The sequence below is a fragment of the Cohnella hashimotonis genome, assembly GCF_030014955.1.
Classification (GTDB): domain Bacteria; phylum Bacillota; class Bacilli; order Paenibacillales; family Paenibacillaceae; genus Cohnella; species Cohnella hashimotonis.
In genome coordinates, this window is record NZ_JAGRPV010000001.1 from 59,514 (window position 1) to 84,075 (window position 24,562).

At 58.5% G+C, this 24,562-nt stretch carries 28 protein-coding genes; all 28 read left to right on the forward strand.

Features of this window, described 5'->3' with window-relative positions:
* The first annotated feature begins 52 nt into the window (after window positions 1-52).
* The 28 genes from KB449_RS00260 to rpmD all read left to right on the forward strand — a co-directional run bounded on the left by KB449_RS00260 (window position 53) and on the right by rpmD (window position 24,535).
* On the forward strand, window positions 53-2,581 hold the full coding sequence (locus tag KB449_RS00260) for a DUF5722 domain-containing protein (RefSeq protein WP_282906468.1): 2,529 nt from the start codon (window positions 53-55) through the stop codon (window positions 2,579-2,581).
* 114 nt (window positions 2,582-2,695) lie between these two features.
* Window positions 2,696-8,269, forward strand: coding sequence for a DUF5722 domain-containing protein (locus KB449_RS00265; protein WP_282906469.1), 5,574 nt, complete (start codon window positions 2,696-2,698; stop codon window positions 8,267-8,269).
* Between the two features lie 302 nt (window positions 8,270-8,571).
* Window positions 8,572-8,826, forward strand: a complete 255-nt coding sequence (locus KB449_RS00270) for a L7Ae/L30e/S12e/Gadd45 family ribosomal protein (RefSeq protein WP_090117922.1) — start codon at window positions 8,572-8,574, stop codon at window positions 8,824-8,826.
* Between the two features lie 153 nt (window positions 8,827-8,979).
* Entirely contained in the window at window positions 8,980-9,399 is a 420-nt protein-coding gene (rpsL, locus tag KB449_RS00275) for a 30S ribosomal protein S12 (RefSeq protein WP_090117921.1), read from the forward strand.
* Window positions 9,400-9,457: 58 nt separating this feature from the next.
* Window positions 9,458-9,928: a 30S ribosomal protein S7 gene (gene rpsG / locus KB449_RS00280; protein ID WP_090117920.1), complete on the forward strand. Its 471-nt coding sequence runs from the start codon at window positions 9,458-9,460 to the stop codon at window positions 9,926-9,928.
* 36 nt (window positions 9,929-9,964) lie between these two features.
* A complete protein-coding gene (fusA, locus tag KB449_RS00285; RefSeq protein WP_282906470.1) occupies window positions 9,965-12,040 on the forward strand; it encodes an elongation factor G in 2,076 nt (691 codons plus the stop codon).
* 94 nt (window positions 12,041-12,134) lie between these two features.
* Window positions 12,135-13,325: an elongation factor Tu gene (gene tuf / locus KB449_RS00290; RefSeq protein WP_090117918.1), complete on the forward strand. Its 1,191-nt coding sequence runs from the start codon at window positions 12,135-12,137 to the stop codon at window positions 13,323-13,325.
* Between the two features lie 264 nt (window positions 13,326-13,589).
* The gene (locus tag KB449_RS00295; protein WP_282906471.1) at window positions 13,590-15,254 is read left to right on the forward strand and encodes a methyl-accepting chemotaxis protein; all 1,665 of its coding nucleotides are present in this window, start codon (window positions 13,590-13,592) and stop codon (window positions 15,252-15,254) included.
* A gap of 354 nt (window positions 15,255-15,608) precedes the next feature.
* Window positions 15,609-15,917, forward strand: a complete 309-nt coding sequence (rpsJ, locus tag KB449_RS00300) for a 30S ribosomal protein S10 (RefSeq protein WP_027087350.1) — start codon at window positions 15,609-15,611, stop codon at window positions 15,915-15,917.
* 56 nt (window positions 15,918-15,973) lie between these two features.
* Window positions 15,974-16,594, forward strand: a complete 621-nt coding sequence (gene rplC, locus KB449_RS00305; RefSeq protein ID WP_282906472.1) for a 50S ribosomal protein L3 — start codon at window positions 15,974-15,976, stop codon at window positions 16,592-16,594.
* Window positions 16,595-16,624: 30 nt separating this feature from the next.
* A complete protein-coding gene (gene rplD, locus KB449_RS00310) occupies window positions 16,625-17,248 on the forward strand; it encodes a 50S ribosomal protein L4 (RefSeq protein WP_282906473.1) in 624 nt (207 codons plus the stop codon).
* Complete coding sequence (gene rplW / locus KB449_RS00315; protein ID WP_090117914.1) at window positions 17,248-17,541, forward strand: 50S ribosomal protein L23; 294 nt, start codon at window positions 17,248-17,250, stop codon at window positions 17,539-17,541. The genes rplD and rplW overlap by 1 nt, the downstream gene beginning before the upstream one ends.
* 29 nt (window positions 17,542-17,570) lie before the next feature.
* The gene (gene rplB, locus KB449_RS00320) at window positions 17,571-18,398 is read left to right on the forward strand and encodes a 50S ribosomal protein L2 (protein WP_282906474.1); all 828 of its coding nucleotides are present in this window, start codon (window positions 17,571-17,573) and stop codon (window positions 18,396-18,398) included.
* 37 nt (window positions 18,399-18,435) lie between these two features.
* Window positions 18,436-18,717 carry a 30S ribosomal protein S19 gene (rpsS, locus tag KB449_RS00325; protein WP_271754045.1) on the forward strand — a complete coding sequence of 94 codons (282 nt, stop codon included), beginning with the start codon at window positions 18,436-18,438 and terminating at the stop codon, window positions 18,715-18,717.
* Between the two features lie 52 nt (window positions 18,718-18,769).
* Window positions 18,770-19,108, forward strand: a complete 339-nt coding sequence (rplV, locus tag KB449_RS00330; RefSeq protein ID WP_090117911.1) for a 50S ribosomal protein L22 — start codon at window positions 18,770-18,772, stop codon at window positions 19,106-19,108.
* Between the two features lie 13 nt (window positions 19,109-19,121).
* Window positions 19,122-19,790, forward strand: a complete 669-nt coding sequence (rpsC, locus tag KB449_RS00335; RefSeq protein WP_090117910.1) for a 30S ribosomal protein S3 — start codon at window positions 19,122-19,124, stop codon at window positions 19,788-19,790.
* Window positions 19,791-19,792: 2 nt separating this feature from the next.
* Complete coding sequence (gene rplP, locus KB449_RS00340; protein ID WP_282906475.1) at window positions 19,793-20,230, forward strand: 50S ribosomal protein L16; 438 nt, start codon at window positions 19,793-19,795, stop codon at window positions 20,228-20,230.
* Entirely contained in the window at window positions 20,217-20,417 is a 201-nt protein-coding gene (gene rpmC, locus KB449_RS00345) for a 50S ribosomal protein L29 (protein WP_090117908.1), read from the forward strand. The genes rplP and rpmC overlap by 14 nt, the downstream gene beginning before the upstream one ends.
* A gap of 43 nt (window positions 20,418-20,460) precedes the next feature.
* Complete coding sequence (gene rpsQ, locus KB449_RS00350; RefSeq protein ID WP_282906476.1) at window positions 20,461-20,724, forward strand: 30S ribosomal protein S17; 264 nt, start codon at window positions 20,461-20,463, stop codon at window positions 20,722-20,724.
* A 36-nt stretch (window positions 20,725-20,760) separates the two neighbouring features.
* On the forward strand, window positions 20,761-21,129 hold the full coding sequence (rplN, locus tag KB449_RS00355) for a 50S ribosomal protein L14 (protein ID WP_090117906.1): 369 nt from the start codon (window positions 20,761-20,763) through the stop codon (window positions 21,127-21,129).
* A gap of 42 nt (window positions 21,130-21,171) precedes the next feature.
* Window positions 21,172-21,525 carry a 50S ribosomal protein L24 gene (gene rplX, locus KB449_RS00360; protein WP_090117905.1) on the forward strand — a complete coding sequence of 118 codons (354 nt, stop codon included), beginning with the start codon at window positions 21,172-21,174 and terminating at the stop codon, window positions 21,523-21,525.
* Between the two features lie 35 nt (window positions 21,526-21,560).
* Complete coding sequence (gene rplE / locus KB449_RS00365) at window positions 21,561-22,103, forward strand: 50S ribosomal protein L5 (RefSeq protein ID WP_282906477.1); 543 nt, start codon at window positions 21,561-21,563, stop codon at window positions 22,101-22,103.
* A 55-nt stretch (window positions 22,104-22,158) separates the two neighbouring features.
* On the forward strand, window positions 22,159-22,344 hold the full coding sequence (locus tag KB449_RS00370; protein ID WP_090117903.1) for a type Z 30S ribosomal protein S14: 186 nt from the start codon (window positions 22,159-22,161) through the stop codon (window positions 22,342-22,344).
* Window positions 22,345-22,374: 30 nt separating this feature from the next.
* A complete protein-coding gene (gene rpsH, locus KB449_RS00375) occupies window positions 22,375-22,773 on the forward strand; it encodes a 30S ribosomal protein S8 (RefSeq protein ID WP_090117902.1) in 399 nt (132 codons plus the stop codon).
* 29 nt (window positions 22,774-22,802) lie between these two features.
* Window positions 22,803-23,345 (forward strand): 50S ribosomal protein L6, encoded by a 543-nt coding sequence (gene rplF / locus KB449_RS00380; RefSeq protein WP_090117901.1) that lies wholly within the window; start codon window positions 22,803-22,805, stop codon window positions 23,343-23,345.
* Window positions 23,346-23,452: 107 nt separating this feature from the next.
* Complete coding sequence (gene rplR, locus KB449_RS00385) at window positions 23,453-23,818, forward strand: 50S ribosomal protein L18 (RefSeq protein WP_217597976.1); 366 nt, start codon at window positions 23,453-23,455, stop codon at window positions 23,816-23,818.
* Window positions 23,819-23,845: 27 nt separating this feature from the next.
* The gene (gene rpsE / locus KB449_RS00390) at window positions 23,846-24,343 is read left to right on the forward strand and encodes a 30S ribosomal protein S5 (RefSeq protein WP_090117899.1); all 498 of its coding nucleotides are present in this window, start codon (window positions 23,846-23,848) and stop codon (window positions 24,341-24,343) included.
* 12 nt (window positions 24,344-24,355) lie between these two features.
* A complete protein-coding gene (gene rpmD / locus KB449_RS00395) occupies window positions 24,356-24,535 on the forward strand; it encodes a 50S ribosomal protein L30 (RefSeq protein WP_217597974.1) in 180 nt (59 codons plus the stop codon).
* The last annotated feature ends 27 nt before the right edge of the window (window positions 24,536-24,562 follow it).

Genomic DNA, 24,562 nt, shown 5'->3' on the forward strand with positions numbered 1-24,562 from the left:
CGAGATCGGCGGGTTCGAAGGCGGCACCGACGGCTGGCAATGGGGAGCCAACGTGACCGCGCTCTCCCATGTGGCGAGCAGCGCCAACGCGCCGTCGACGCCCTACGCGGGCAACCGGATGGCCGAGCTGACGACGGCGGGCGTGCCGGGCACGTCCTGGCGGTCGGTGTACCGCGATTTTTCCCCGGCGCTGAACGTCTCGTCCGTGCCTTACTTCCACGGCGCGTTCAACACCTACGGCATCGACGCGTCCAACACCCAGTTCGAAGCGCGAATTACGTTTTACAGCAACAGCCAGACGTTCGTATCCACGCAGGCCATTCAGGGGGACCGCTGGAACGAGCTCAGCGTGGATTTAAGCGGTTGGAGCTACAGAACGGCCATTACGAAAATCGAGGTCGCCTATCGCTCCGTCACCTTCGCGACGAACTGGGCCGGCAAGCATCAGCTGGACAATGTCGGCTTTTCCGCTTATCCCGCCGTTTATCCCGGCTCGATCGGTCAAGCGACGGCTTCGGCGACGCAGATCGACGTATTCGGCACGTATGCGACGTCCTCGTCGGCGCAGCTCGACCTCATCGAACTCCAGCCGTACGAAAAGTACGATATGACCGCCTCCTATACGGCCATGGCCACGCAATCCGTCGCGCCGAGCGGCGGCGTCGCGAGCTTCACGCTGAGCGGAGCGAGATACGGCGGCTCCCGGGACAAAGTGTATTCAAAGTTCGTCGTCGTCGACCATGCCACGAAAAAGCTGGTTGCGAGCCCAACCTATGTCACCTCGCAGACGGCGCCGGCCAATGCGTACGCCTTTCCGACAGCCGCCTCGATCAAGGGACTTCAGGTGCAGACGATCGACGACGCCCAGAAGCTGGGCATCGGCCACGCGGCGCTGAACGTCGCGTTCAACCAGCTGTTCGTCGACAGCGCGGCGGGCGCGGTCCCTTTTGTTTTGGACGGAACGACCTATTATTTAAACGCTTCGTATGTGGCGCAGCTGGATCGCGACATCAAGACGCTGTCCGACGAGGGCGTCGTCGTCAGTCTGATCCTCATATTGTATCCGGGCAGCGGGACGATCACCGCTAAGCTGACGCACCCGGGCTTCTCGGGCAGCGGGACGGTCGCCGCCATCAATGTCACGGACGCAGACGGCATCCGTTACTGGAAGGCCGGCATGGAATTTTTGGCGAGCCGCTACACGAGAGCCGACCAACAGTACGGGCGGGCGGTCAACTATATCGTCGGCAACGAGGTGAACTCGCAGGCTTATTGGTACGATATGGGGTCGAAGACGCTGCAGGATTTCGTGGAGCAATACGCCCGCGCCTACCGCATCGCCGAGACGGCTGTCAAAAAATATTACGCGAACGGCCGGACGTACATCTCGCTGGATCACTTTTGGAACGGCAGCGTCGGGACGGACGCCCTCCGTACGTACAAGGGCAAGGCACTGCTCGACGAGTTCAACCGGCGCATCCGGGCGGAGGGCAACATTCCGTGGAACATCGCTTACCATCCATACCCGGAAGACTTGTTCGATCCGACCGTGTGGAACGATACGACCGCGACGGCGTCCGCCGACACGCTCCGCATCAATTTCAAAAACCTGCAGGTGCTGACCGGCTACATCGGCGCATCCGACTACTTGTACAACGGGAGCAAACGCCGGATCATCCTGTCTGAGCAAGGTTTTCACTCGCTCAGCAACTCGCTGGCCGATCAGAAGACGCAAGCCGCGGCTTATGTGTATTCGTACTACAAGGCCAAATTTCTCGGCGGCATCGACTCGTTCATCCTGCATCGGCACGTGGACCACGGCCAGGAGGGCGGGCTGAATCTCGGCCTGTGGACGCGCGATCCGACCAAATCCGCCGCATCGGCCCCCAAAGATCCCAAGTACATCTACGACGTCTTCCAAAAAATCGATACGAGCGAGTCCGCCGCCGTCGCGAGCTTCGCCAAGAGCATCATCGGCATCTCGGACTGGGCGAGCGTCATTCCGGGCTACAATGCCGCCCAGCTCGCCGACCGCGAGTCCCCCGCCGCCGGAGCGCTGTCCGCCGTCGGTTCGATCGCGCCTTCTCTGGCCGTATCGGGCTTCGAGACGTCGTCCGACGGATGGACGGCATCCGAGTATGCCACGTCCGTCGCCACCGCGTCGAGCTTCGCCAACGCGCCAGGAATCCCGTTCGCGGGGACCAGGTCGCTGGAAGTGACGATGGACACGGCGACGGCCGGCGACGGCGTCGGAGGCGCGCGGGCGGAAAAAGGAATCGTGAAGACGTTCGCGGCGCCTGTCGACGCGACCGCCGCTCCGAAGTTCCAGTTCGCGATCGACGCCTACGGCGGGTGCCCGGGTGCCACTCAGTACAAGGTGACCGTGCGTCTCTACAGCGGCAGCCATGTGCTGGAAGGCAAGGCGACTCTGACGCCGAACGCATGGAACAAGTTCTCGATGGACGCCGGCGCTTGGCCGTATAAGGGCAGCGTCGACAAGATCAAGATTTGGTTCAGTACCGATTCGACGGCGCTCTGGAACGCCAAGTATCAGGTCGATCAGGTCGGCTTCGGCGCTTAACCATGCGAAAGAGCGTGCCTCCGGGCCGACCCTGCCCCCGACCCCGATCCCGATGCGGCTTGCGGGCCGCCCGGAGCGCGCGCTTACGACTAAAACAAAGGTGGGAGACGCTTCATGCGACATCGCTTATTCCGAACGACTGCAATCATCATTATTGCAATCGCTTCCATGCTGGTCCAACTGGTCGGCGCGTCCGGCGCGCTGGCCGGCGCTTACGAGCCGGCGTTGGCGGAGAAGGATGCCTACCAAGGGCATTCCATCTATCCGCTGCGGATGATTAACGACTTTAACGATGCGCCGCAAGCGGCGTTGTGGACGCCCGGCCCGAACGTGGACAAGACGAGCGTGACCGGCACGCTGCTGAACGCGCCGGGGGCGCCGTTCGAGGGCGCGGGTGCGCTCGAGGTGACGCCCCGCAAGGTCAAAGCATACGAATGGCGCACGATCTCTCGCGCCTTCGACGAGCCGCTCGACCTGTCGGACGCGAACTTCATCGCCGCCGCCGTCGACATCTGGGGCTGGAAGCAGGACGACTTCTTCGTGAAGCTGACGCTGCATAGCGGCGACGATACGTTCGAGGCGATATCCGGCATCGCGGCCAACAAGTGGAATATCGTCTACTTCGACGTCCGCGCATGGAGCGGCAGAGCCGGCATCGACGGGATGTCGATCTCTTATATGAAGAATTACGATCTGGAAGGCATGTCTCCGGGGGATCCTGGCTACGAATATTGGGACGGCAGGCTGCAGATCGATTCGCTCGCCGCGACGGCGGCCGCCGATCTGGACTTTCATATTCCGGGCTCGGACGAAGGCTTCGTCGCCTCGTCGGGCACGGCCGTTCAGTCGGCTGCGTCGGGCTCCCTGATCTATACGGTGACGGATCCGGCGGAATCGTACCTCGAGTCGCCAGGCCTGTCCCTGGACGCAGCGAAGCGCAATGCCGTCCTGCTGCGGATGGCCGGCGACACAGGCGCATCGCGCCTTAAGGTCGCCTGGACGACGCGCGAGGATCCGAATTGGGACGAGGCGAAGTCGCAGTCGTTCCCGGCCTCGGACGCGGCTTCGTTCGCGGATTACGAACTGGTGCTGACGAGCCCGCTATGGGAAGGCATTGTCGACCGCATCCGCATTTATCCGGAGGGAGCGGCGGCCGGCACGACGCTGGACATCGACAAGATCGGCTTTGCGCTCCGCAACGTGGACGATTATGCGTATCAAGGCAAGCTCGAGCGTCTGAACATCGCCGGCGATCCGGCGGTTACAACAGCAGAGGGGAGCGTGGACGCCGCTTATCTGTCCGCCCACCCGGGCGCGAAGGTGGGCATTTACGAGCTGCCTCTGTACGCGGACGAGAAATCGGTCGACTACGCGTCCATGACGCCGCTCTCGGAGAGCGCGGCGGGACCGACCTTCAGCCTGTCGTTCCCGGCGGCCGAAGGCGACAAAAACCGGGCGTACGACAAATTCGTGGCCGTGCTGGAGGACGGCGGAGAATTCGCGCTGGTGGATGGGCCGAAGTACGTGACCAATCCCGAGGCGCTGGCCGCGAACCGGGAGCCTTATCCGGTCACCGACAGCATCAAGGGGCTGCAGGTGCAATTGCCCGCAGACGCGGAGCGACTTGGCGTGCGGCACGGCGCGATCAATATCGCGTACAACGAGATGCTGACGCTGACCGACCGCGGCGCCTCCTCGATTCCTTTTACGTACGAGGGCCAAACTTATTATTTCCGAAAATCCGCGGTAGACGGCCTGGACAGCCAGATCAAATCGATGACGGACAATCAAATGGCCGTGACCGCGATTCTGATCCTGTACCGGACAGGGATGACTGACCCCGACTCGCCCAACAAGGACATCGTGCATCCCGACGCCACGGCGGAAGGAACCGTGTTCGCTCCCAATCTGACGAACGAGACGGGCGTCCGATACTACGAGGCGATTACCCGCTTCCTCGCAGAGCGGTATTCGCGCGCCGACCGGGCTTACGGCAGGCTGGCGGGCTATATCGTCGGCAACGAGGTGGGGCAAAATAAGGTGTGGAACAACATGGGGCCGAAGCTGCTGGGCGAATACGTAAAGCAGTACGAGCGCCAGCTCCGGCTGACCTACAACATCGTGCGCAGCGTGAATGCGAGCGGCAGGGTGTACATCTCGCTCGACCACTTCTGGAACGATTACCAGTCGCCGGACTCGCAGTGGATCTACAGCAACAGGGCGCTCGTGGACGCGCTGGCCAAGCTGGCCCGCGAGGGTGGGGACTATGCGTGGAACGTCGCCTTCCATCCGTATCCGGAGGACCTGTTCGATCCGAAAACGTGGGAGGACACGACGGCGACCGACAGCTTCGACACGAAGCGGATCACCTTCAAAAACCTGCAGGTGCTGACGCAATATCTGCAGCTGGCTTCGATGACGTACGAGGGCGCCCAGCGCCACGTCATCTTGTCGGAGCAAGGCTTCCACAGCGGCGGCAATACGCCCGAGGAGCAGCGCATACAGGCTGCGGCGTATGCCTACGCCTATTACAAGGTGAAATCGCTGACGGGAATCGACGCCTTCATCCTGCACAGGCATGTGGACCATGCGGGCGAAGGCGGGCTCAATCTCGGCCTGTGGACCAACATGAAGGGGCAGATCGCGGAGGCGGACCAGCCGAAGGCGATCTACGACGTATTCAAACGGATCGATACCGTCCAGTCGCTGGAGGCGACGGCGTTCGCCAAGGCGATCGTAGGCGTCTCCGACTGGGAGGAGGCCATCCCCGGCTTCGATCCGTCGAAGCTGGAAATGAAACCGGCTCAGGAGACGGCGAGGATGGGCGCGGCGTCGGGCATTGAGGGCGAAGCGCCGCTCAGCGACTTCGAGGCAGACGCGGACGGCTGGAAGGGTACGGACAATGTGTCGGGCGCGGAGCGGGATACGGCGGATCATGCTTCGGGCGCGTCCAGTCTGAAGGCTCGCGTCGTCGGGACGTACCGCGGCGATTTCAAGGGCGTGACCCGCAGCTTCGCGTCTCCCCTCGATCTGTCGACGACGCCGGTCGTCCGGGCGTCGCTCAAGGCGAGCGGCATCGGGAGCGGCGCCAAGGCGGAGTTCATGATCCGCGCCTACAGCGGCGCTCGCGTGATCGAAGGCTCGGCTGTCGCGCCTGCCGAGGCCTGGAACGACGTGGCGATCGATCTGACCGGCTGGGAGGGGCTCGGCGGCGTCGATCGCATCAAAATATGGGCGCGGCCGACTGAAAAGGTCGCTTGGACGAACGGCGCATTGCAGGTGGACGACGTCTCCCTGGCCGCTTCTGCGGCGATCTCGAACGTGTCCGTCGCGCTGGATCCGCTACCGCGGCCGGGGCAGGCACAGGCAGGCGACAAGCTGACGATCGCCGTGCATAACGGGGGCAACCGCGTCTTTGCGGGCGAGATCGGCTTGAAGGGAGTGGGCGGCGTTGCGCTCGACCGAAGCGCTGTGCAGGTGTCGGTGCAGCCCGGCGCGGAAGAGCGGATCGAAGCGATCGTCGCCGGCATCGTGCCCGTCGCGGGCCAGAAGGGCAAACTGGAAGTGACGGCGGACGGGCAGACGTTCGCGTTCGACCTGACCGAGGCCTACGTGCCGGACTACAAGCAGGACGGCGCCCGCCTCGTGTTCGGCGACTTCGAGGGCGGCGTGCAGGACGGGTGGATCGCAGGGGCCGAGACGTCCGCGGTCGGGGCGGTGAAAAGGGGCTCCTCGAACGGCACGCCGGGTGCGGCCAAGCAAGGGAGCTATATGCTCGAGGCCGCGAAAACCGCCAAAATCGCGACGACCGAGAGCAAGGTGGCGAAGACGTTCCAATCGCCGGTCGATCTGAGCGCATACGGCAAGATCGACTTCGATATCTTCGGCTGGGGCGGCACGTCGTCGGCGTATATCGCCGGCATCAAGCTGACGTCGGAGGGCGGCGAGACGTTTGCCGTCGAACGGCAGATCGCGAGCGACAAGTGGACGACCGTTTCCGCGGACATCTCCGCGTTCGCGGGCCGCGAACGCGTGAAGCGCCTGGAGATCTCCTATCGCGGCAAGGATACGGCTCATTATTCGGGGCCTTGGGGCGGGTATTTCTTTATCGATCATATTCGCACCGACGCCGCGGCGCCCGTGGCGACCGGCATCTCGGCAGCCAGGGCGGCGGAGACGTTGACGCTCGGCCGGGACGGGGTGCAGCTGGCCATCCGGGCGGCGATGTCGGACGGTAGCGAACGGGACGTGACGGCAGCATCCGTCGGCACCAGGTACGAAGGCTACGACAGTTTGATTTTGTCCGTGAGCCCGGACGGACGGATGGAAGCGAAGGCTGCGGGGACGACTGTCGTCAAGGCGGTATACGGCGCGTTCGAGACTTACGTAAACGTAACGGTCGTGGGCTCCGTTGATCCGGAGAATCCAGGCGGTCCCGGGAATCCAGGCGGTCCCGGCCTTCCGTCGACAACTGAGCAGCCATCGACGCAGCAGGTGGCCGTGCCGGGCGGCATCGCTACGGCGATGCTCGACCGAGCCGCGAAGGAACTGGACATAACGTTGGATTCGGCAGCGCTGGCCATGGCGCTCGATGCCGCTTCGGAGAGCGCGGGAGGCAATCGAACGGTCCTGATCGAGCTGCCGGAGACGGCGGGCGTCGATTCCTATAAATTAAATCTGCCGGCCGGCTTTTTCGCCGCAGGCGACGGAGACCGCCGGGTGTCCGTGAAAACCGCGCTCGGCACGGTAACGATCCCTTCCGACATGCTGAAGCGGGATCGGGCAGGCGAGGACGCTGGCGGCGAGATCGCGATCCGGGTGTCCCCGGGCGATCGGTCGCGGCTCGATCCGCTCTCTGCGCAGGCAGCGGGCGATAGACCGCTGATCGACCTCGCCCTGTTTCGGAACGGGGTATCCGAAGAATGGCGCAACCCGCAAGCCAGGATTACGGTAGCGATTCCTTATGCGCCTTCGGAGGAGGAGCTTCGGACGCCGGCTGCCATCATCGCTTATTACGTGGATGCCCAAGGGCGAATGGCGACGATCCCTAACGGCCGATACGATAAGGCGGGCGGCGCAGTCGTCTTCGCGACAGACCATTTCTCGCGGTTCGGGGTGGCCTTCTCGACGAAGAGCTTCGCCGATTTGGAGCGCCATGCATGGGCCCGCGACAGCATCGAAGCGCTCGCGTCAAAAGGAATCGTCGGCGGCGTAGGCGGCAGGGCCTTCGAGCCGGGCCGCGCCGTCACGCGAGCCGAATTCGCCGTTATGCTGGTCGAAGCCTTGGGGCTTGCGGGCGATACGCCGTCGAGCTTCACCGACGTGAAGTCGGGGGATTACTTCTACCGGGCTGTCGGCGCTCTGCGGCAGAACGGCATCGCGAACGGGACCGGCGACGGCCGCTTCCTGCCGAACGCAGTCATATCCCGTCAGGAGATGATGACGATGACGGCGCGGGCGCTCCGGTCGGCCGGCAGAATGGAAGCGCCAGAAGCCGGACATCATCCAGAGCTTGAGGATTTCGGCGAGATTTCTGCATACGCCCGCGAAGGAATAGCGGGACTCGCGGCCGCCGGGCTGGTTCAAGGCTATGACGGACGAATTCGCCCCGCCGAACAAGCGACGAGGGCTGAAGCGGCAGTCTTTCTATACCGAATATATCTTTATGCGGGCGAGGCAGAAGAATAGATAGCGAAGCCGAAAGCTCTCGTTTCTTCGTACTAAACGCCAAGACAGCTGCGTGGCCGATTCGCTGGCGCGCAGCTGTCGCCTTTGCCTGTACGATCGGGGATCTTCTCGTCCCTGCGACGCAGCTATTGAAACCATTAAAGATGCCGCGAAACGGATTGCAACCCGTAGACGATTAGAGCACTCGGTAGCGATAAAATTGGTGTAAAAGGCTTCCTTGACACTGCCCGACCAAGGTGTTAAGATAGCCTATGTGTGTGCCCGACGTGGTGGATTTTGATCGTTCCGTAGGAGTTGTTATGATGGACTTAATGGCTCATCATCTTGCGAACAACGTCAAAGTCGGCACCAAGCAGACGACCAAGATGGTAGAACAAGGCAAGGCCATCGGCGTCTATGTCGCGCAAGATGCAGATTCGCGCCTGATCGGCCGCATCGCGCAGTTGTGCCAGCAGCGTGGCGTTCCCTTAACCGAGGTGAGCACCATGCGCGAGCTCGGCAGACAGTGCGGGATCGATGTCGGCACGGCGATGGCCGTGGTAGTAGAGAGAGCATGAACCGGGACCTAACCGCGCTTCTCGTATGGGGAGTTCAGCGGGCGGACCCTTTCGTTTTTCTCAAAATGAACCGCCTGGATCTGTGGGCTTCGCGCCGCGGGAACCGGTAGCCGTTAGTTTATTGCAAGGCAATCATGGGAAGGGGGTGGCAACATGCCAACAATTAACCAGCTCGTCCGCAAGGGTCGCGAGCCTAAGGTGGTCAAGTCCAAGTCTCCAGCTCTGCAAAAGGGATTCAACGCCCTGAAGCGCATCGAGACCGACCTGAGCGCTCCTCAAAAGCGCGGCGTATGCACGCGCGTAGGCACGATGACGCCGAAAAAACCGAACTCCGCACTTCGTAAGTATGCGCGTGTACGTCTGACGAACCGTGTAGAAGTTACGGCTTACATCCCGGGTATCGGTCACAACCTGCAAGAGCACAGCGTCGTTCTGATTCGCGGCGGCCGGGTCAAGGACCTTCCGGGCGTACGTTATCACATCGTTCGCGGCGCGCTCGATACCGCAGGCGTCAACAACCGCAAGCAAGCTCGTTCCAAGTACGGTACGAAGCGCGCTAAGGTGAAGAAGTAAGATAATTCTGCCGGAACATTTCGGCTTTATCATTGATATGGGAAAGGAGGAACTCTAGATGCCACGTAAAGGACCAGTACCGAAGCGGGACGTGCTCCCGGATCCGGTATACAACAGCAAGCTCGTCACTCGCCTCGTCAACCGCATCATGATCGACGGCAAGAAGGGCGTAGCCCAGCAGCTGCTTTACAATGCGTTCACGCTGATTCAAGAGCGCTCCGGCAAGGATCCGATGGAAGTTTTCGAAGCTGCCATCAAGAATATCATGCCCGTGCTCGAAGTTAAGGCTCGCCGCGTAGGCGGTGCCAACTACCAAGTTCCGATCGAAGTCAAGCCGGAGCGCCGCACGTCCCTTGGACTGCGCTGGCTTGTCAACTACTCCCGCAACCGCGGCGAGAAGACGATGGAAGAGCGTCTGGCAGCCGAGATTCTCGACGCTTCGAACAACACCGGCGCTGCCGTCAAGAAGCGCGAAGACACGCACAAAATGGCTGAAGCCAACAAAGCGTACGCCCACTACCGCTGGTAATCCCGCGGACACTAGGGAACGAAAGGAGACCATTGCATGGCTAGAGAGTTCTCCTTGCAAAATACGCGCAACATCGGCATTATGGCGCATATTGATGCAGGCAAGACGACTACGACCGAGCGGATCCTGTTCTATACCGGCCGTGTCCACAAGATCGGCGAAGTGCATGAAGGCGCCGCCACCATGGACTGGATGGAGCAAGAGCAAGAGCGCGGCATCACGATCACGTCTGCCGCGACGACTGCTCAATGGAAGGGTCACCGCATCAATATTATCGACACACCGGGACACGTTGACTTTACGGTCGAGGTCGAGCGCTCGCTGCGCGTATTGGACGGGGCTGTCGGCGTATTTAGCGCCAAAGAAGGCGTAGAACCTCAATCCGAAACGGTATGGCGTCAAGCCGACCGTTACGGCGTTCCGCGCATCGCTTACGTTAACAAGATGGACATCATCGGCGCGGACTTCCTGAACGTTGTCCGCGACATGCGCTTGCGCCTGCAAGCCAACGCTGTTGCCATCCAGCTTCCGATCGGCGCAGAGAACGGATTCGTAGGCATGATCGACTTGATCGAACGAGTCGCTTATGTATACGAGGACGACCTGGGCAAAGATCCGAAGACCGTAGAGATTCCGGCCGACTTGGCCGACCAAGCCGAAGAGCTCCGTCTTGAGCTCGTCGAGAAGGTTGCCGAGCTTGACGACGATCTCATGGCGAAGTATCTTGAAGGGGAAGAACTGTCGGTCGCAGAGATCAAGGCAGCTCTTCGCAAGGGCGTCGTGGATGTTCGTATTTTCCCGGTCGTCTGCGGCTCTTCTTACCGCAACAAGGGCGTTCAGCCAATGCTGGATGCTGTCGTCGACTTCCTCCCGGCTCCGATCGACGTCCCTGCTATCAAGGGCACGACCGAAGACGGCGAAGAGACGGTTCGTCATTCCTCCGACACGGAGCCGTTCTCGGCGCTGGCGTTCAAGATCATGACCGACCCGTTTGTCGGCAAGCTGACGTTCTTCCGTGTATATTCCGGCGTTCTGAACTCCGGTTCGTACGTCATCAACGCGACGAAGAACAAGCGCGAACGTATCGGCCGTATTCTGCAGATGCACGCGAACAGCCGTCAAGAAATCAGCATCGTCTACTCCGGCGACATCGCCGCGGCAGTCGGTCTGAAGGACACGACGACTGGCGATACGCTGTGCGACGAGAAGAACCCGGTTATCCTCGAATCGATGAACTTCCCCGAGCCGGTTATCCAGCTTGCGGTTGAGCCTAAGACCAAGGCTGACCAAGACAAAATGGGTATCGCGCTCCAGAAGCTGTCGGAAGAGGATCCGACCTTCCGTGCGCACACGGACGAAGAGACTGGCCAGACGATCATCGCCGGCATGGGCGAGCTTCATCTGGAAATTCTCGTTGACCGCATGCTTCGCGAATTCAAGGTCGAGACGAACGTGGGCAAGCCGCAAGTTGCTTACCGCGAGACGTTCAAGACTGCAGCGAAGGTCGAAGGCAAGTTCGTTCGCCAATCCGGCGGACGCGGCCAATACGGCCATTGTTGGGTTGAGTTCGAACCGCTCGAAGCAGGCTCCGGCTTCGTGTTCGAGAACAAGGTTGTCGGCGGCGTAGTACCTCGCGAATACATCGCGCCGGTACAAGCCGGTATCGAAGAGTCGATGAAGAACGGCGTACTTGCCGGCTTCCCGCTCGTCGATATCAAAGCGACGATCTTCGACGGATCGTACCACGACGTCGACTCGAACGAAATGGCGTTCAAGATCGCCGGTTCGATGGCGCTTAAGGCTGCCAAGGACAAGTGTAACCCTGTCCTGCTCGAGCCGATCATGAAGGTCGAAGTAACTGTTCCGGAAGAGTACATGGGCGATGTCATGGGCATGCTCAGCTCCCGCCGCGGACGCATCGAAGGCAGCGACACCCGTCACGGTGCGCTCATCGTGCGCGCCAAGGTGCCGTTGGCTGAAATGTTCGGCTACTCGACCGTCCTTCGTTCCGGTACGCAGGGCCGTGGCGTATTCTCCATGGAACTGTCGCACTACGAAGAAGTGCCGAAGTCGATCTCCGAAGAGATCGTCTCCAAGAGCAAAGGCGCTTAAGCTTTCGGGCATTCGGACGAGCCGCGGGGCCTGAGGTCTCCGGCTTTGTCCTCCCTATAAAAATGGCTTTACTAACAAGGAGGAGAAAAGATCCATGGCAAAGGCTAAATTTGAACGTAATAAACCGCACGTTAACATCGGTACGATCGGCCACGTCGACCACGGCAAAACGACGCTGACGGCTGCCATTACGACGGTTCTGTCCAAGAAGTACGGCGGCGCAGCTGTTGCGTTCGACCAAATCGACAAGGCTCCCGAAGAGCGCGAGCGCGGTATCACGATCTCCACGGCTCACGTTGAATACGAAACGCCTAACCGTCACTATGCTCACGTTGACTGCCCTGGACACGCCGACTATGTCAAGAACATGATCACCGGCGCTGCTCAAATGGACGGCGCGATTCTGGTTGTATCCGCTGCTGACGGCCCTATGCCGCAAACGCGCGAGCACATCCTGCTCTCCAAGCAAGTAGGCGTTCCTTACATCGTCGTATTCCTGAACAAGTGCGACATGGTTGAAGACGAAGAGCTCCTCGAGCTGGTTGAAATGGAAGTTCGCGACCTGCTGAACGAGTACGAGTTCCCGGGCGACGACACGCCGATCATCCGCGGCGCTGCTCGTGAGGCTCTGCAAAATCCTGACGGCCCTTGGGCTGACAAGATCGTTGAGCTGTTCGAACAAGTCGACACGTACATCCCGCAACCAGAGCGCGACACGGCTAAGCCTTTCCTGATGCCTGTCGAGGACGTGTTCACGATCACGGGTCGCGGTACGGTTGCTACGGGCCGCGTTGAGCGTGGTACGATCAAAATCGGCGATGAAGTTGAAATCATCGGTCTGGTTGAAGATTCCCGTAAATCCGTCGTTACCGGCGTAGAAATGTTCCGTAAGTTGCTCGACTCCGCTCAAGCGGGCGACAACGTCGGCGCACTGCTTCGCGGTGTTGACCGTAAGGACATCGAGCGCGGTCAAGTTATCGCTAAGCCGGGTTCGGTTAAGCCGCACACGGAATTCACGGCTCAAATCTACGTCCTGACCAAAGAAGAAGGCGGCCGTCACAAGCCTTTCTTCACGGGCTACCGTCCTCAGTTCTACTTCCGTACAACTGACGTTACGGGTATCATCAACCTGCCGGAAGGCACTGAGATGGTTATGCCTGGCGACAACATCACCGTTACCGTTCAACTGATCGCTCCGATCGCTGTTGAAGAAGGCACTCGCTTCTCCATCCGCGAAGGCGGCCGTACGGTTGGCGCCGGCGCTGTTGCTTCCATCCAAAAGTAATTTCGCTATACCTAGAGGAGACCTTATCGGGCATAACGCCCGATAAGGTCTCCTTTTGTTGTAGTAAACAAAGCCTGCAAACAATGCGACAATAACGGACTTGATTCGACAAAAAATGACATGTATTTCTAGCCCTTCTCCCTTATAATAGAAACAAATCCAAGGGCGAGGTGCATCCATCTGTCTAGACTTCAAATTCGCAAAAGCCTGGTTTTTACAAGCAGTCTTGTTCTGTCCGTCCTCTTTATTCTGCTGATTGGAATTATGTCATGGCTTCAATACAGCGCGCAGCGCGATGCTGCCTACAAAGAGTTTGTTTCCATAGGCGATCGGCTTGCCGCGCAGGCCTCGGCCAATACGAATCTGCTGCAGCCCGTAGCCGAAGCTCTCGAAAAGGGAGCCGAGCCCAACCAGGAAAGTCAAACCATATTGCGCAGATTGCTGAACGCGATGACCGACGGCGAGCTGATGATTAATTCCTATTACTTTTCGACTTTCTCTGAGGAAAAGGGAGATGAGACCGCTGTCGTCCTGCTTCAGGTTAATCAAGGGCTGGATGAGGCCGGTAACCATATGGGCGACGATTATATGCTGTCAGGAGACTTTAAGCGCGCATATACGGAAGCATTGGCAGGGAAGTCTTCCCTCAGCGATCCTTATACGGATAATGTCGGGAGCTGGATATCCTATCAAGGCCCGGTGAAAAACGACGCCGGACAAGTTGTGGCGGTACTCGGTCTCGACTATGACTACGGTAAGATTCAAGATCGGATTAACGGATTTTTAATTCGTACGGCTTGGATCGGTATTGTAGTTGCGGCGGCCGCAATTTCACTGCTCGTCCTTTTTGTTCGGTACGCCTTGCGTCCGCTTAAGCGTCTGGCTGTGCTCGCGCAAGAAGCGGCAAAGGGGAATTTGACCGTTCAAGTGCCGGTAGGTTCGAACAATGAAATCGGTCAGGCGGCAGTGTCGTTTAACGATATGGTTCGCAGCTTGAGGGATTTGACGGGAAGCATCAAACGTACCGCGGATGAAGTGACTGCCGCATCGCGCACCTTAAAGGATACTTCCGCGCAGGCGGCGGTTGCCACGGGCGAGATTACGGAATCGATTCAACTGGTGGCATCGGGTGCGGAAATGCAGATGACGAGCTCGCAAGAGTGTCAAAGGGCCATGTCGGAGATCGCGATCGGAATCGGCCGCATTGCAGAATCGTCGTCAACGTTGTCCGAGCTTGCAGGCGGCACAGCCGAACTTGCGACGGCAGGCGAGCAGACGTTGGAGGATACGGCACGGCAAATGCGTCAGATCGAGTTTAATGTCGTTGGCGCCAGCGATATGATGAGCGAGCTGCAGGCTTCCAGTGCGAAGATTCAGGAAATTGTCGGCATGATCGCAGAAGTCGCCAATCAGACGAATCTGCTCGCGCTCAACGCTTCAATCGAAGCGGCACGTGCAGGAGAGCAAGGCAAGGGCTTCGCCGTCGTCGCGCAGGAGATCCGCAAGCTGGCCGAACGCTCCAAGGAATCGTCCGAAGCGATCGCGACGATTCTCCATGCGGTCGGATCCAAAACGTCCGCAGCTGCGTCGACCTTGTCGCAATCGGCGGAAGAAGCGCGGGCGGGAACGGCGCTTGCGTCGCAAACGGGCGAGTCGTTCCGTACGATACTTCAGGCAATCCGAGAAGTATCCGGCCAAGTCCAGGACGTATCCGCCGCTTCCCAGCAAATGTCTGCTGGCAGCCAGGAGGTGGCGGCCTCGATCGAAGAGCTCGAACGCGTAGCCAAGCGCTCCACCGAGGAAACGCAGCAGGTGGCTGCAGCGTCTGAGGAGCAGCTTGCCTCCGTTCAGGAGATTGCAGGCTCGGCCGAACAACTCCGGTCGCTGGCGTCGGAGCTGAACGAAGCGGTCAGCCGATTTCGAATTTAAGCGAACCGCGATATCAATGGGAAGCCGACGCATACGCGTTCGGCTTTTCTTGTTCTTGTATCCGTCGCTATTATATATAGAAGAAACACGTTGAATGGCGGTATGATCGAGCAGGATAAAAATCGCCCTTTGCGATGCGACACATGATTTGTTTTCAATTTGCCTAAAAATTTGTTGCATTGACCTGGGCGAATCGCTATAATAATAAATGTTGGTCTGCGACTGTGCGATGATGTGAGAGGTTGCCGACACACCCGGCCCCTTTGCCATAGGGTGGCTGAGCGGTGAATGTCGGGGTATTCTCACGGAGTATGTCCGATTCCAAAATTGGGCGAATGAAGGAGGGAATTTTCTATGGCAAAGCAAAAAATCCGTATCCGTTTGAAAGCCTACGACCACCGCATTCTTGATCAATCCGCGGAGAAGATCGTTGAAACGGCAAAGCGCACGGGTGCCGGCGTATCCGGTCCGATCCCGCTGCCGACCGAAAAGCAGATCATCACGATCCTGCGCGCGGTCCACAAGTACAAGGATTCGCGTGAGCAGTTCGAAATGCGTACGCACAAGCGCCTGATCGACATCGTCAATCCGACGCCGCAAACGGTCGACGCGCTGATGCGTCTGGACCTGCCGTCCGGCGTTGACATCGAGATCAAGCTGTAATAAGTAAGGCGAAGCGTTATCCAGATGTGAATAAGAAGTAGAAGAGAGGTGTCAACATGCCAGGAATCTTGGGACGTAAGCTCGGTATGACGCAAGTGTTCGCGGCTGACGGAAGCGTCGTGCCGGTCACCGTCATCGAAGCAACGCCAAATGTCGTGCTGCAGAAGAAAACTTCCGACAACGACGGATACGAAGCTGTGCAACTCGGCTTTGCCGACAAGCGCGAAAAGCTCGCAAACAAGCCGGAAACGGGCCATGCAAAGAAGGCCGGTACGGCGCCCAAGCGCTTCATCCGCGAAGTTGGCGGATCTTCGGAACTCGAAGTCGGCGCTGAAGTTAAAGTTGACGTATTTGCCGAAGGGCAGTTTGTTGACGTAACGGGTATTTCGAAGGGTAAAGGAACTGCGGGCGCCATCAAGCGTTGGGGCTTCCAACGCGGCAAGATGACGCACGGTTCGAAGTACCACCGCGGTAATGGCTCGCTCGCTACGATTCGCGATGCGAACCGCGTGCCTAAGGGCAAGAAGATGCACGGCCGTCTCGGATCCGAGACGATTACGGTTCAAAACCTCGAAGTTGTCAAGATCGACGTTGAACGCAACGTTATCCTGATCAAAGGTTCCGTGCCGGGCGCTCGCAACAGCTACCTCAAACTCCGCTCGTCGGTGAAGAAATAATACGATTCAACAAGAAAGGAGGACTACCACATGCCTAAAGTATCTGTATACAACGTGAGCGGCAGCGCGGTCGGCGAGATTGAACTGTCGGACCTGATCTTCGGCGTCAATCCGAACGCATCGGTCATGCACAGCGCGGTCGTGCTTCAACAAGCAGCCGTGCGCCAAGGCACTCACAAAACCAAAGGACGCTCCGAAGTACGCGGGGGCGGCCGCAAGCCATGGAAGCAAAAGGGTACAGGCCGCGCTCGTCAGGGCTCGATCCGTTCCCCGCAATGGAAGGGCGGCGGTACGGTTTTCGGACCGACTCCGCGCAGCTACGGCTTCAAGCTTCCTCGCAAGGTTCGTCGTCTGGCGATCAAGTCCGCACTGTCCAGCAAAGTCATCGCCAGCGACATCATCGTCCTGGATCAACTGAGCCTGGCAACGCCTAAGACGAAGGAATTCCAAGGCATTCTGAACAACCTCAAGGTCGGTCGCAAGGCGCTCGTCGTCACTGCCGACTATGAGAATAATGTGGCCCTGTCCGCACGCAATATTCCTGGCGTCAAGTTCGTCTCCGCCAACGGAATCAACGTGCTCGATGTGCTTGTCCATGACAAGCTGATCATCACGAAGGACGCGGTCGCTAAAGTCGAGGAGGTATTCGCGTAATGAAAGACCCTCGCGATATTATCAAGCGCCCCGTCATCACGGAACGCACAAGCGAATTCATCGATCAGCTGAAGTACGTCTTCGAAGTCGATCTTCGCACCAACAAGACGGAAATCAAGCAAGCGATCGAAGCGATCTTCAAGGTGAAGGTCGTTAGCGTCAACACGATGCGCGTACCGCCGAAGCCGCGCCGCTACGGCCGTCACTCCGGCTACACTTCCGAATGGAAGAAGGCTATCGTGCAGCTGTCCGCGGACAGCAAGCCGCTCGAATTTTTCGAAGCATCGGTCTAACATCTTCGTAAAGTAAGGAGGGAAACCAAGTGCCAGTCAAAAAGTTTAATCCGACATCGCCTAGCCGTCGCGAAATGACGATGTCGACGTTCGAGGAAGTCACCACGAACGTACCGGAGAAATCCTTGCTTGCACCGCTGTCGAAGCGCGGCGGCCGTAACCATCAAGGTAAGATTACGGTTCGTCACCAAGGCGGCGGACACAAGCGCAAGTACCGTATCATCGACTTCAAGCGCAACAAGGACGGCGTACCGGGCAAGGTCGCTCAGATCGAGTACGATCCGAACCGTACCTCTTACATCGCCCTGATCCACTATCTGGACGGCGCAAAGAGCTACATCGTCGCTCCTAAGGGTCTGAAGGTCGGCGACCAAATCGTCTCCGGTCCTGACGCCGACATCAAGGTGGGCAACACCCTTCCGCTGGAGAACATCCCGGTCGGTACGGTTATCCACAACATCGAGCTGAAGCCGGGCAAGGGCGGACAACTGGTTCGCGCCGCAGGCACCGAAGCTCAACTGCTGGGTAAGGAAGAGACTTATGTCACAATCCGCCTGGCATCCGGCGAGATCCGCCGCATCCTCAAGCAATGCCGCGCTACGATCGGTTCCGTCGGCAACCAAGACCATGAGCTGATCAACATCGGTAAAGCTGGTCGTTCCCGCAACCTCGGCAAGCGCCCGGTTGTCCGCGGTGTCGTCATGAACCCGGTCGATCACCCGCACGGCGGTGGCGAAGGCCGCGCTCCAATCGGCCGCAAGTCTCCTCTGTCCCCATGGGGCAAGCCGACGCTCGGTTACAAGACGCGCAAGAAGAAGAAGGCCTCGAGCCAATATATCGTACGCCGCCGCAAGTAAAGGCGAGTCCATTCCGGGCTGAAGGGAGGATTTACCCATGGGTCGCAGCTTAAAGAAAGGCCCGTTCATCGACGGCTATCTGCTGAAGAAAGTCGAAGTGCTGAACGAGTCCAGCAAGAAAGTCGTCATCAAGACGTGGTCGCGTCGTTCGACGATTTTCCCGCAATTCGTAGGTCACACGTTCGCCGTCTACGATGGCCGCAAGCATGTGCCGGTATACGTATCGGAAGACATGGTCGGTCACAAGCTTGGTGAATTCGCGCCTACGCGCACGTACAAAGGCCATACCGCCGACGACAAGAAGACCGGCAAACGATAAATCCTAAGCGCCGGCTTCGTCCGGCGAACGCAACACGGGAGGAGGTACATCGATGGCACAAGAAGCCAAGGCCGTAGCGCGATACATTCGTATCCCGGCCCGCAAAGTCCGTCTGGTCGCAGATCTGATCCGCGGCAAGAAGGTAGGCGACGCAATCGCCATTCTGCGCCACACGCCGCGTTCGGCTTCCCCAATCCTGGAGAAGCTTCTGAACTCCGCAGTGGCTAACGCAGAGCACAACTATCAGCTCGACGTCAACAAGCTGGTTATCAGCGAAGCATTCGTCAACGAAGGTCCGACCCTCAAACGGTTCCAACCCCGTTCGCAGGGCCGCGCGTTCAGCATCTTCAAGCGCTCCAGCCACATCACGCTGGTCGTATCCGAGAAATAAGGAGGGATAACGTGTGGGTCAGAAAGTAAATCCGGTCGGTCTTCGCATCGGCGTCATCCGCGATTGGGAATCCAAGTGGTACGCTGACAAGGACTTCGGCACGCTTCTTATGGAAGATGTCAAAATCCGCGAATTCCTCAAGGCCAAGCTTAAGGACGCATCGGTATCGCGCTTCGAGATCGAACGCGCTGCGAACCGCGTCAACGTAACGATTCATACTGCCAAGCCGGGTATGGTTATCGGCAAGGGCGGTTCCGAAGTAGAAGTGATCCGCGGTCAGCTGACGAAGCTGACGAACGGCAAGAAGGTGCACATCAACATCTCCGAGATCAAGACTCCGGAAATGGATGCCATCCTCGTCGCCGAGAGCATCGCGCAACAACTCGAACGTCGTATCTCGTTCCGCCGCGCCATGAAGCAATCGATGCAGCGCACGCTGCGTATGGGCGCGAAGGGTATCAAGACCCTCGTTAGCGGACGTCTGGGCGGCGCCGAAATCGCACGTACGGAAGGCTACAGCGAAGGAACGGTACCGCTTCACACGCTGCGCGCCGACATCGACTACGGTACGGCTGAAGCGCACACGACCTACGGTCGAATCGGCGTTAAAGTCTGGATCTACCGCGGCGAAGTCCTTCCAGCCAAGAAGAAGAGAGTAGTAGCTGAGGAAGGAGGCAACTAAGCATGTTGGTCCCTAAACGCGTCAAACACCGCAAGCAGCACCGCGGGAAGATGAAGGGCCGTGCCAAGGGCGGCACGGAAGTGAGCTTCGGCGAATTCGGCTTGCAAGCACTGGAGCCTTCGTGGGTTACGAACCGCCAGATCGAATCTGCGCGTATCGCAATGACCCGCTATATCAAGCGTGGCGGTAAGGTATGGATCAAGATCTTCCCGTCCAAGCCGATTACTCAAAAGCCTCTCGAGGTGCGGATGGGTAGCGGTAAAGGTAACGTCGAGAAGTGGGTTGCCGTCGTGAAGCCGGGCAAGATTTTGTTCGAGCTCGCAGGCGTCTCCGAGGAAATCGCACGCGAAGCGATGCGTCTGGCCGCGCACAAGCTGCCGATCAAGACGAAGTTCGTGAAACGCGAAGAACTGGGTGGTGAAGCAAATGAAGGCCAGTGAATTCCGTAACCTTACTTCGGTCGAAATCGAACAGAAGGTTTCCGGCTTCAAGGAAGAGCTGTTCAACCTTCGTTTCCAACTGGCTACCGGCCAACTGGACAACCCGCATCGCATCAGCGAACTGCGGAAAGAGATTGCCCGGGCCAAAACCATTTTGCGCGAGCGTGAACTGGGCATCATCAGCTAATTGCTGATTCGAGCCCAAGACGCCTCCGGGAAGGAGTATTACCATGAGCGAACGCAACAACCGTAAGGTTCAGATCGGCAAAGTCGTTAGCGACAAGATGGACAAAACGATCGTAGTGGCTGTCGAAACGCACAAGAAGCACAGCCTGTACCATAAGCGGATCAAGTACACGAAGAAGTTCAAAGCGCACGACGAGAACAACGAAGCACAAATCGGCGACACCGTGAAGATCATGGAGACCCGCAAGCTGTCCAAGGACAAGAACTGGCGCCTGGTCGAAGTTACCGAGAAAGCCGTTATTCTGTAAGAAACGCCACCTTAGCACCGAAAGGAGGACCTCACGATGATTCAACCGTTTACGAGATTGCGCGTTGCCGACAACTCCGGCGCGAAGGAACTGATGTGTATCCGCGTGCTTGGAGGCACGGGACGTCGCGTCGGTCACATCGGCGATCTGATCGTCGCTTCCGTCAAACAAGCAACACCAGGCGGCGTTGTCAAGAAGGGCGATGTCGTTAAATGCGTAATCGTCCGTACGAAGCGTTCGGTACGCCGTAAAGACGGCTCCTACATCGCGTTCGACGAGAACGCAGCCGTTATCGTCAAGGAAGACAAGAGCCCGCGCGGTACCCGTATCTTCGGACCAGTCGCACGTGAGCTTCGCGAACGTGATTTCATGAAAATCATTTCTCTGGCACCGGAAGTGCTTTAATCCGGCCGATGTCCATGGAGAAACACTCAAGGAGGTGTACCCATGCCCCGTTTGAAAAAAGTGCTGGAATCGCACAACAATAAGCTTCACGTTAAAAAAGACGATAACGTCATCGTCATCACCGGCAAGGACAAGGGCAAGAAGGGGCGCGTAATCGCCGCTTACCCGCGTCAGAACCGCGTACTGATCGAAGGCGTCAACCTGGTGAAGAAGCACACGCGTCCTTCCCAGACGAACCCGCAAGGCGGCATCATCGAGCAGGAAGCGCCGATTCACGTATCCAACGTCATGCACGTTGATCCGAAGAGCGGCAAGCCTACGCGTATCGGCTACAAGGTGCTGGACAACGGCACGAAAGTCCGCGTCGCGAAAAAGTCCGGCCAAGAAATCGACTAATACGATCCCTGAAAGAAAGGAGGTCACTGTGACACATGGCAGCAAGAATGAAAGAACGTTACAACGCTGAAATCGCGCCTGCACTGGTGCAGAAGTTCAGCTACAAATCGGTCATGCAAGTGCCGAAGATCGAGAAGATCGTCATCAACATGGGCGTCGGCGAAGCGGTCTCGAACTCCAAGGTTCTGGACGCAGCGGTCGAAGATCTGCAAAAGATCGCCGGTCAAAAGCCGGTCATCACCCGTGCGAAGAAGTCCATCGCAGGCTTCCGTCTCCGTGAAAACGCGCCGATCGGCGTGAAGGTCACGCTGCGCGGCGATCGCATGTACTACTTCCTCGACAAGCTGTTCAACATCTCGCTTCCTCGCGTACGTGACTTCCGCGGCATCTCGAGCAAATCGTTCGACGGTCGCGGCAACTACACGCTCGGCTTGAAGGAGCAACTGATCTTCCCCGAGATCGAATACGACAAGATCGATAAGGTCCGCGGGATGGATATCGTCATCGTCACGACGGCGAATACGGACGAAGAAGCGCGCGAACTGCTGACCCAACTGGGCGCACCGTTCGTGAAGTAACTCCGCCGAGCCTGGCTATCAAGCCAAGGTACCCTACGGGAGGTGTGAAAGCAAAGTGGCAAAAACGTCGATGAAAATCAAGCAGCAACGTCCGCCGAAGTTCCAAGTTCGGGCTTACACGCGGTGCGAGCGCTGCGGACGTCCGCACTCCGTGCTGCAAAAGTTCAAAATTTGCCGGATTTGTTTCCGCGAGTTGGCATACAAAGGCCAGATTCCTGGCGTTAAAAAAGCGAGCTGGTAATCAGCCTAGTTCGGGAAGGAGGTTTACCCCATGGTTATGTCTGATCCCATTGCAGATATGCTGACGCGCATTCGCAACGCGAATCTCGTCCGCCACGAATCGGTGGAGCTGCCTGCGTCTACGGTCAAGAAGCAAATTGCTGAGATCCTGAAGCGCGAAGGCTTTATCCGCGACGCCGAATACGTTGAAGACAACAAGCAAGGTTTGATCCGCATCTTCTTGAAGTACGGACCGAACAACGAACGCGTAATCACCGGCCTGAAGCGTATCAGCAAGCCCGGCCTGCGCGTTTACACGAAGTCGAACGAAGTACCGCGCGTACTCGGCGGCCTCGGCATCGCGATCATCTCGACGTCCAAAGGCATCATCACCGACAAGGAAGCCCGTCAAGGGAAAGCCGGCGGCGAAGTCCTTTGCTACGTCTGGTAATTTAAAGCGACAAGTTAGGAGGTGTACCAATGTCCCGTATCGGACGCAAACCCATCCAGGTGCCAAACGGCGTGAACGTGAACCTGGACAACAACGTCATCACGGTAAAGGGCCCCAAGGGCACGCTGAGCCGCGAACTGCATAAAGACATGAAGCTGGTTGTAGAAGAAGGCGTCATCAACGTCGAACGTCCTTCCGACAACAAAGAACACCGCGCCCTGCACGGCACGACGCGCTCCGTCGTCGCCAACATGGTAAGCGGCGTTACCGAAGGCTTTGCCAAGAACCTTGAGCTTGTCGGCGTCGGTTACCGTGCCAGCAAGCAAGGCGAGAAGCTCGTCCTGAACGTCGGCTACTCGCACCCGGTTGAATTCCTGGCTGCAGGCGGCATCGAGTTCGACGTGCCTGCTCAGAACCGTATCACGGTTCGCGGCATCGACAAGGAAGCGGTCGGCGCGATCGCAGCGAAGATCCGCGAAGTACGTCCGCCGGAGCCATACAAGGGCAAAGGCATCAAGTACGAAGGCGAACGCATTATCCGCAAGGAAGGCAAAGCCGGCAAGAAGAAGTAATGAAGGGCGGCACCGTGCCGCTTAAGATATGGCACTCGGCCGGCACACGGCGACCCGTTGCCTGATGACCGGTCGGATAGCGAAGCGAGAAGGGAGTGAACCCCGGAATGATTACCAAAGGCGATAAGAACAAGGCCCGTCTGAAGCGTCACCTGCGCGTGCGCAAGAAGATCAGCGGCACGAACGAACGTCCGCGCCTCTCCGTGTTCCGTTCTTCCAAGCATATCTATGCGCAGCTGATCGACGACGTCAAGGGCGTGACCCTGGCATCGGCATCCACGCTGGATAAGGAAATCGGCGAGATCGGCAACGGCGGCAGCGTCGAAGCGGCTGCTAAAGTCGGTCAACTGGTGGCGGAACGCGCTAAGGCGAAGGGATACGAGAGCATCGTATTCGACCGCGGCGGTTACCTGTACCACGGACGCATTCAAGCACTGGCAGACGCGGCTCGCGAAGCTGGTCTTCAGTTCTAATATTACGCAAACAAGGAGGTTAACGACTTGCGTGTAGATCCTAATACCCTGGAACTTACCGAAAAAATGGTCCAGATCAACCGCGTTTCCAAAGTCGTCAAGGGCGGCCGTCGCTTTAGCTTCAGCGCACTTGTCGTCGTAGGCGACGGCAAAGGTTGGGTTGGCGCGGGCATCGGCAAAGCCAGCGAAGTACCGGACGCAATCCGCAAAGGCGTCGATGACGCTAAAAAGAATTTGATTTTCATTCCGCTTGTCGGCAAAACGATTCCGCACGCCGTTACGGGTCACTTCGGCGCCGGCAAAGTGCTGCTGAAGCCGGCATCTGAAGGTACGGGCGTCATCGCGGGCGGTCCTGTCCGCGCTGTACTCGAACTGGCCGGCGTCGGCGATATTTTGACGAAATCGCTGGGTTCCTCCAACTCGATGAACATGATCAACGCGACGTTGGAAGGTCTGTCCCGCCTGAAGCGCGCCGAAGACGTAGCCAAGCTCCGCGGCAAAACCGTGGAAGAGCTGTTGGGTTAAGGAGGGGTTAAAATGGCGAAATTGCAGATCACCCTCAAGCGCAGCTTGATCGGCCGTCCTGAGAACCAACGCCAAACCGTCAAATCGCTTGGCCTCGGCAAAGTGAATTCGACGGTTGTCAAAGAAGACAACGCGGCGATTCGCGGCATGGTTAACACCGTTAGCCACCTGATCTCCGTCGAAGAAGTATAAGGCTATATAGCCAAAAGCAAGGCAAAT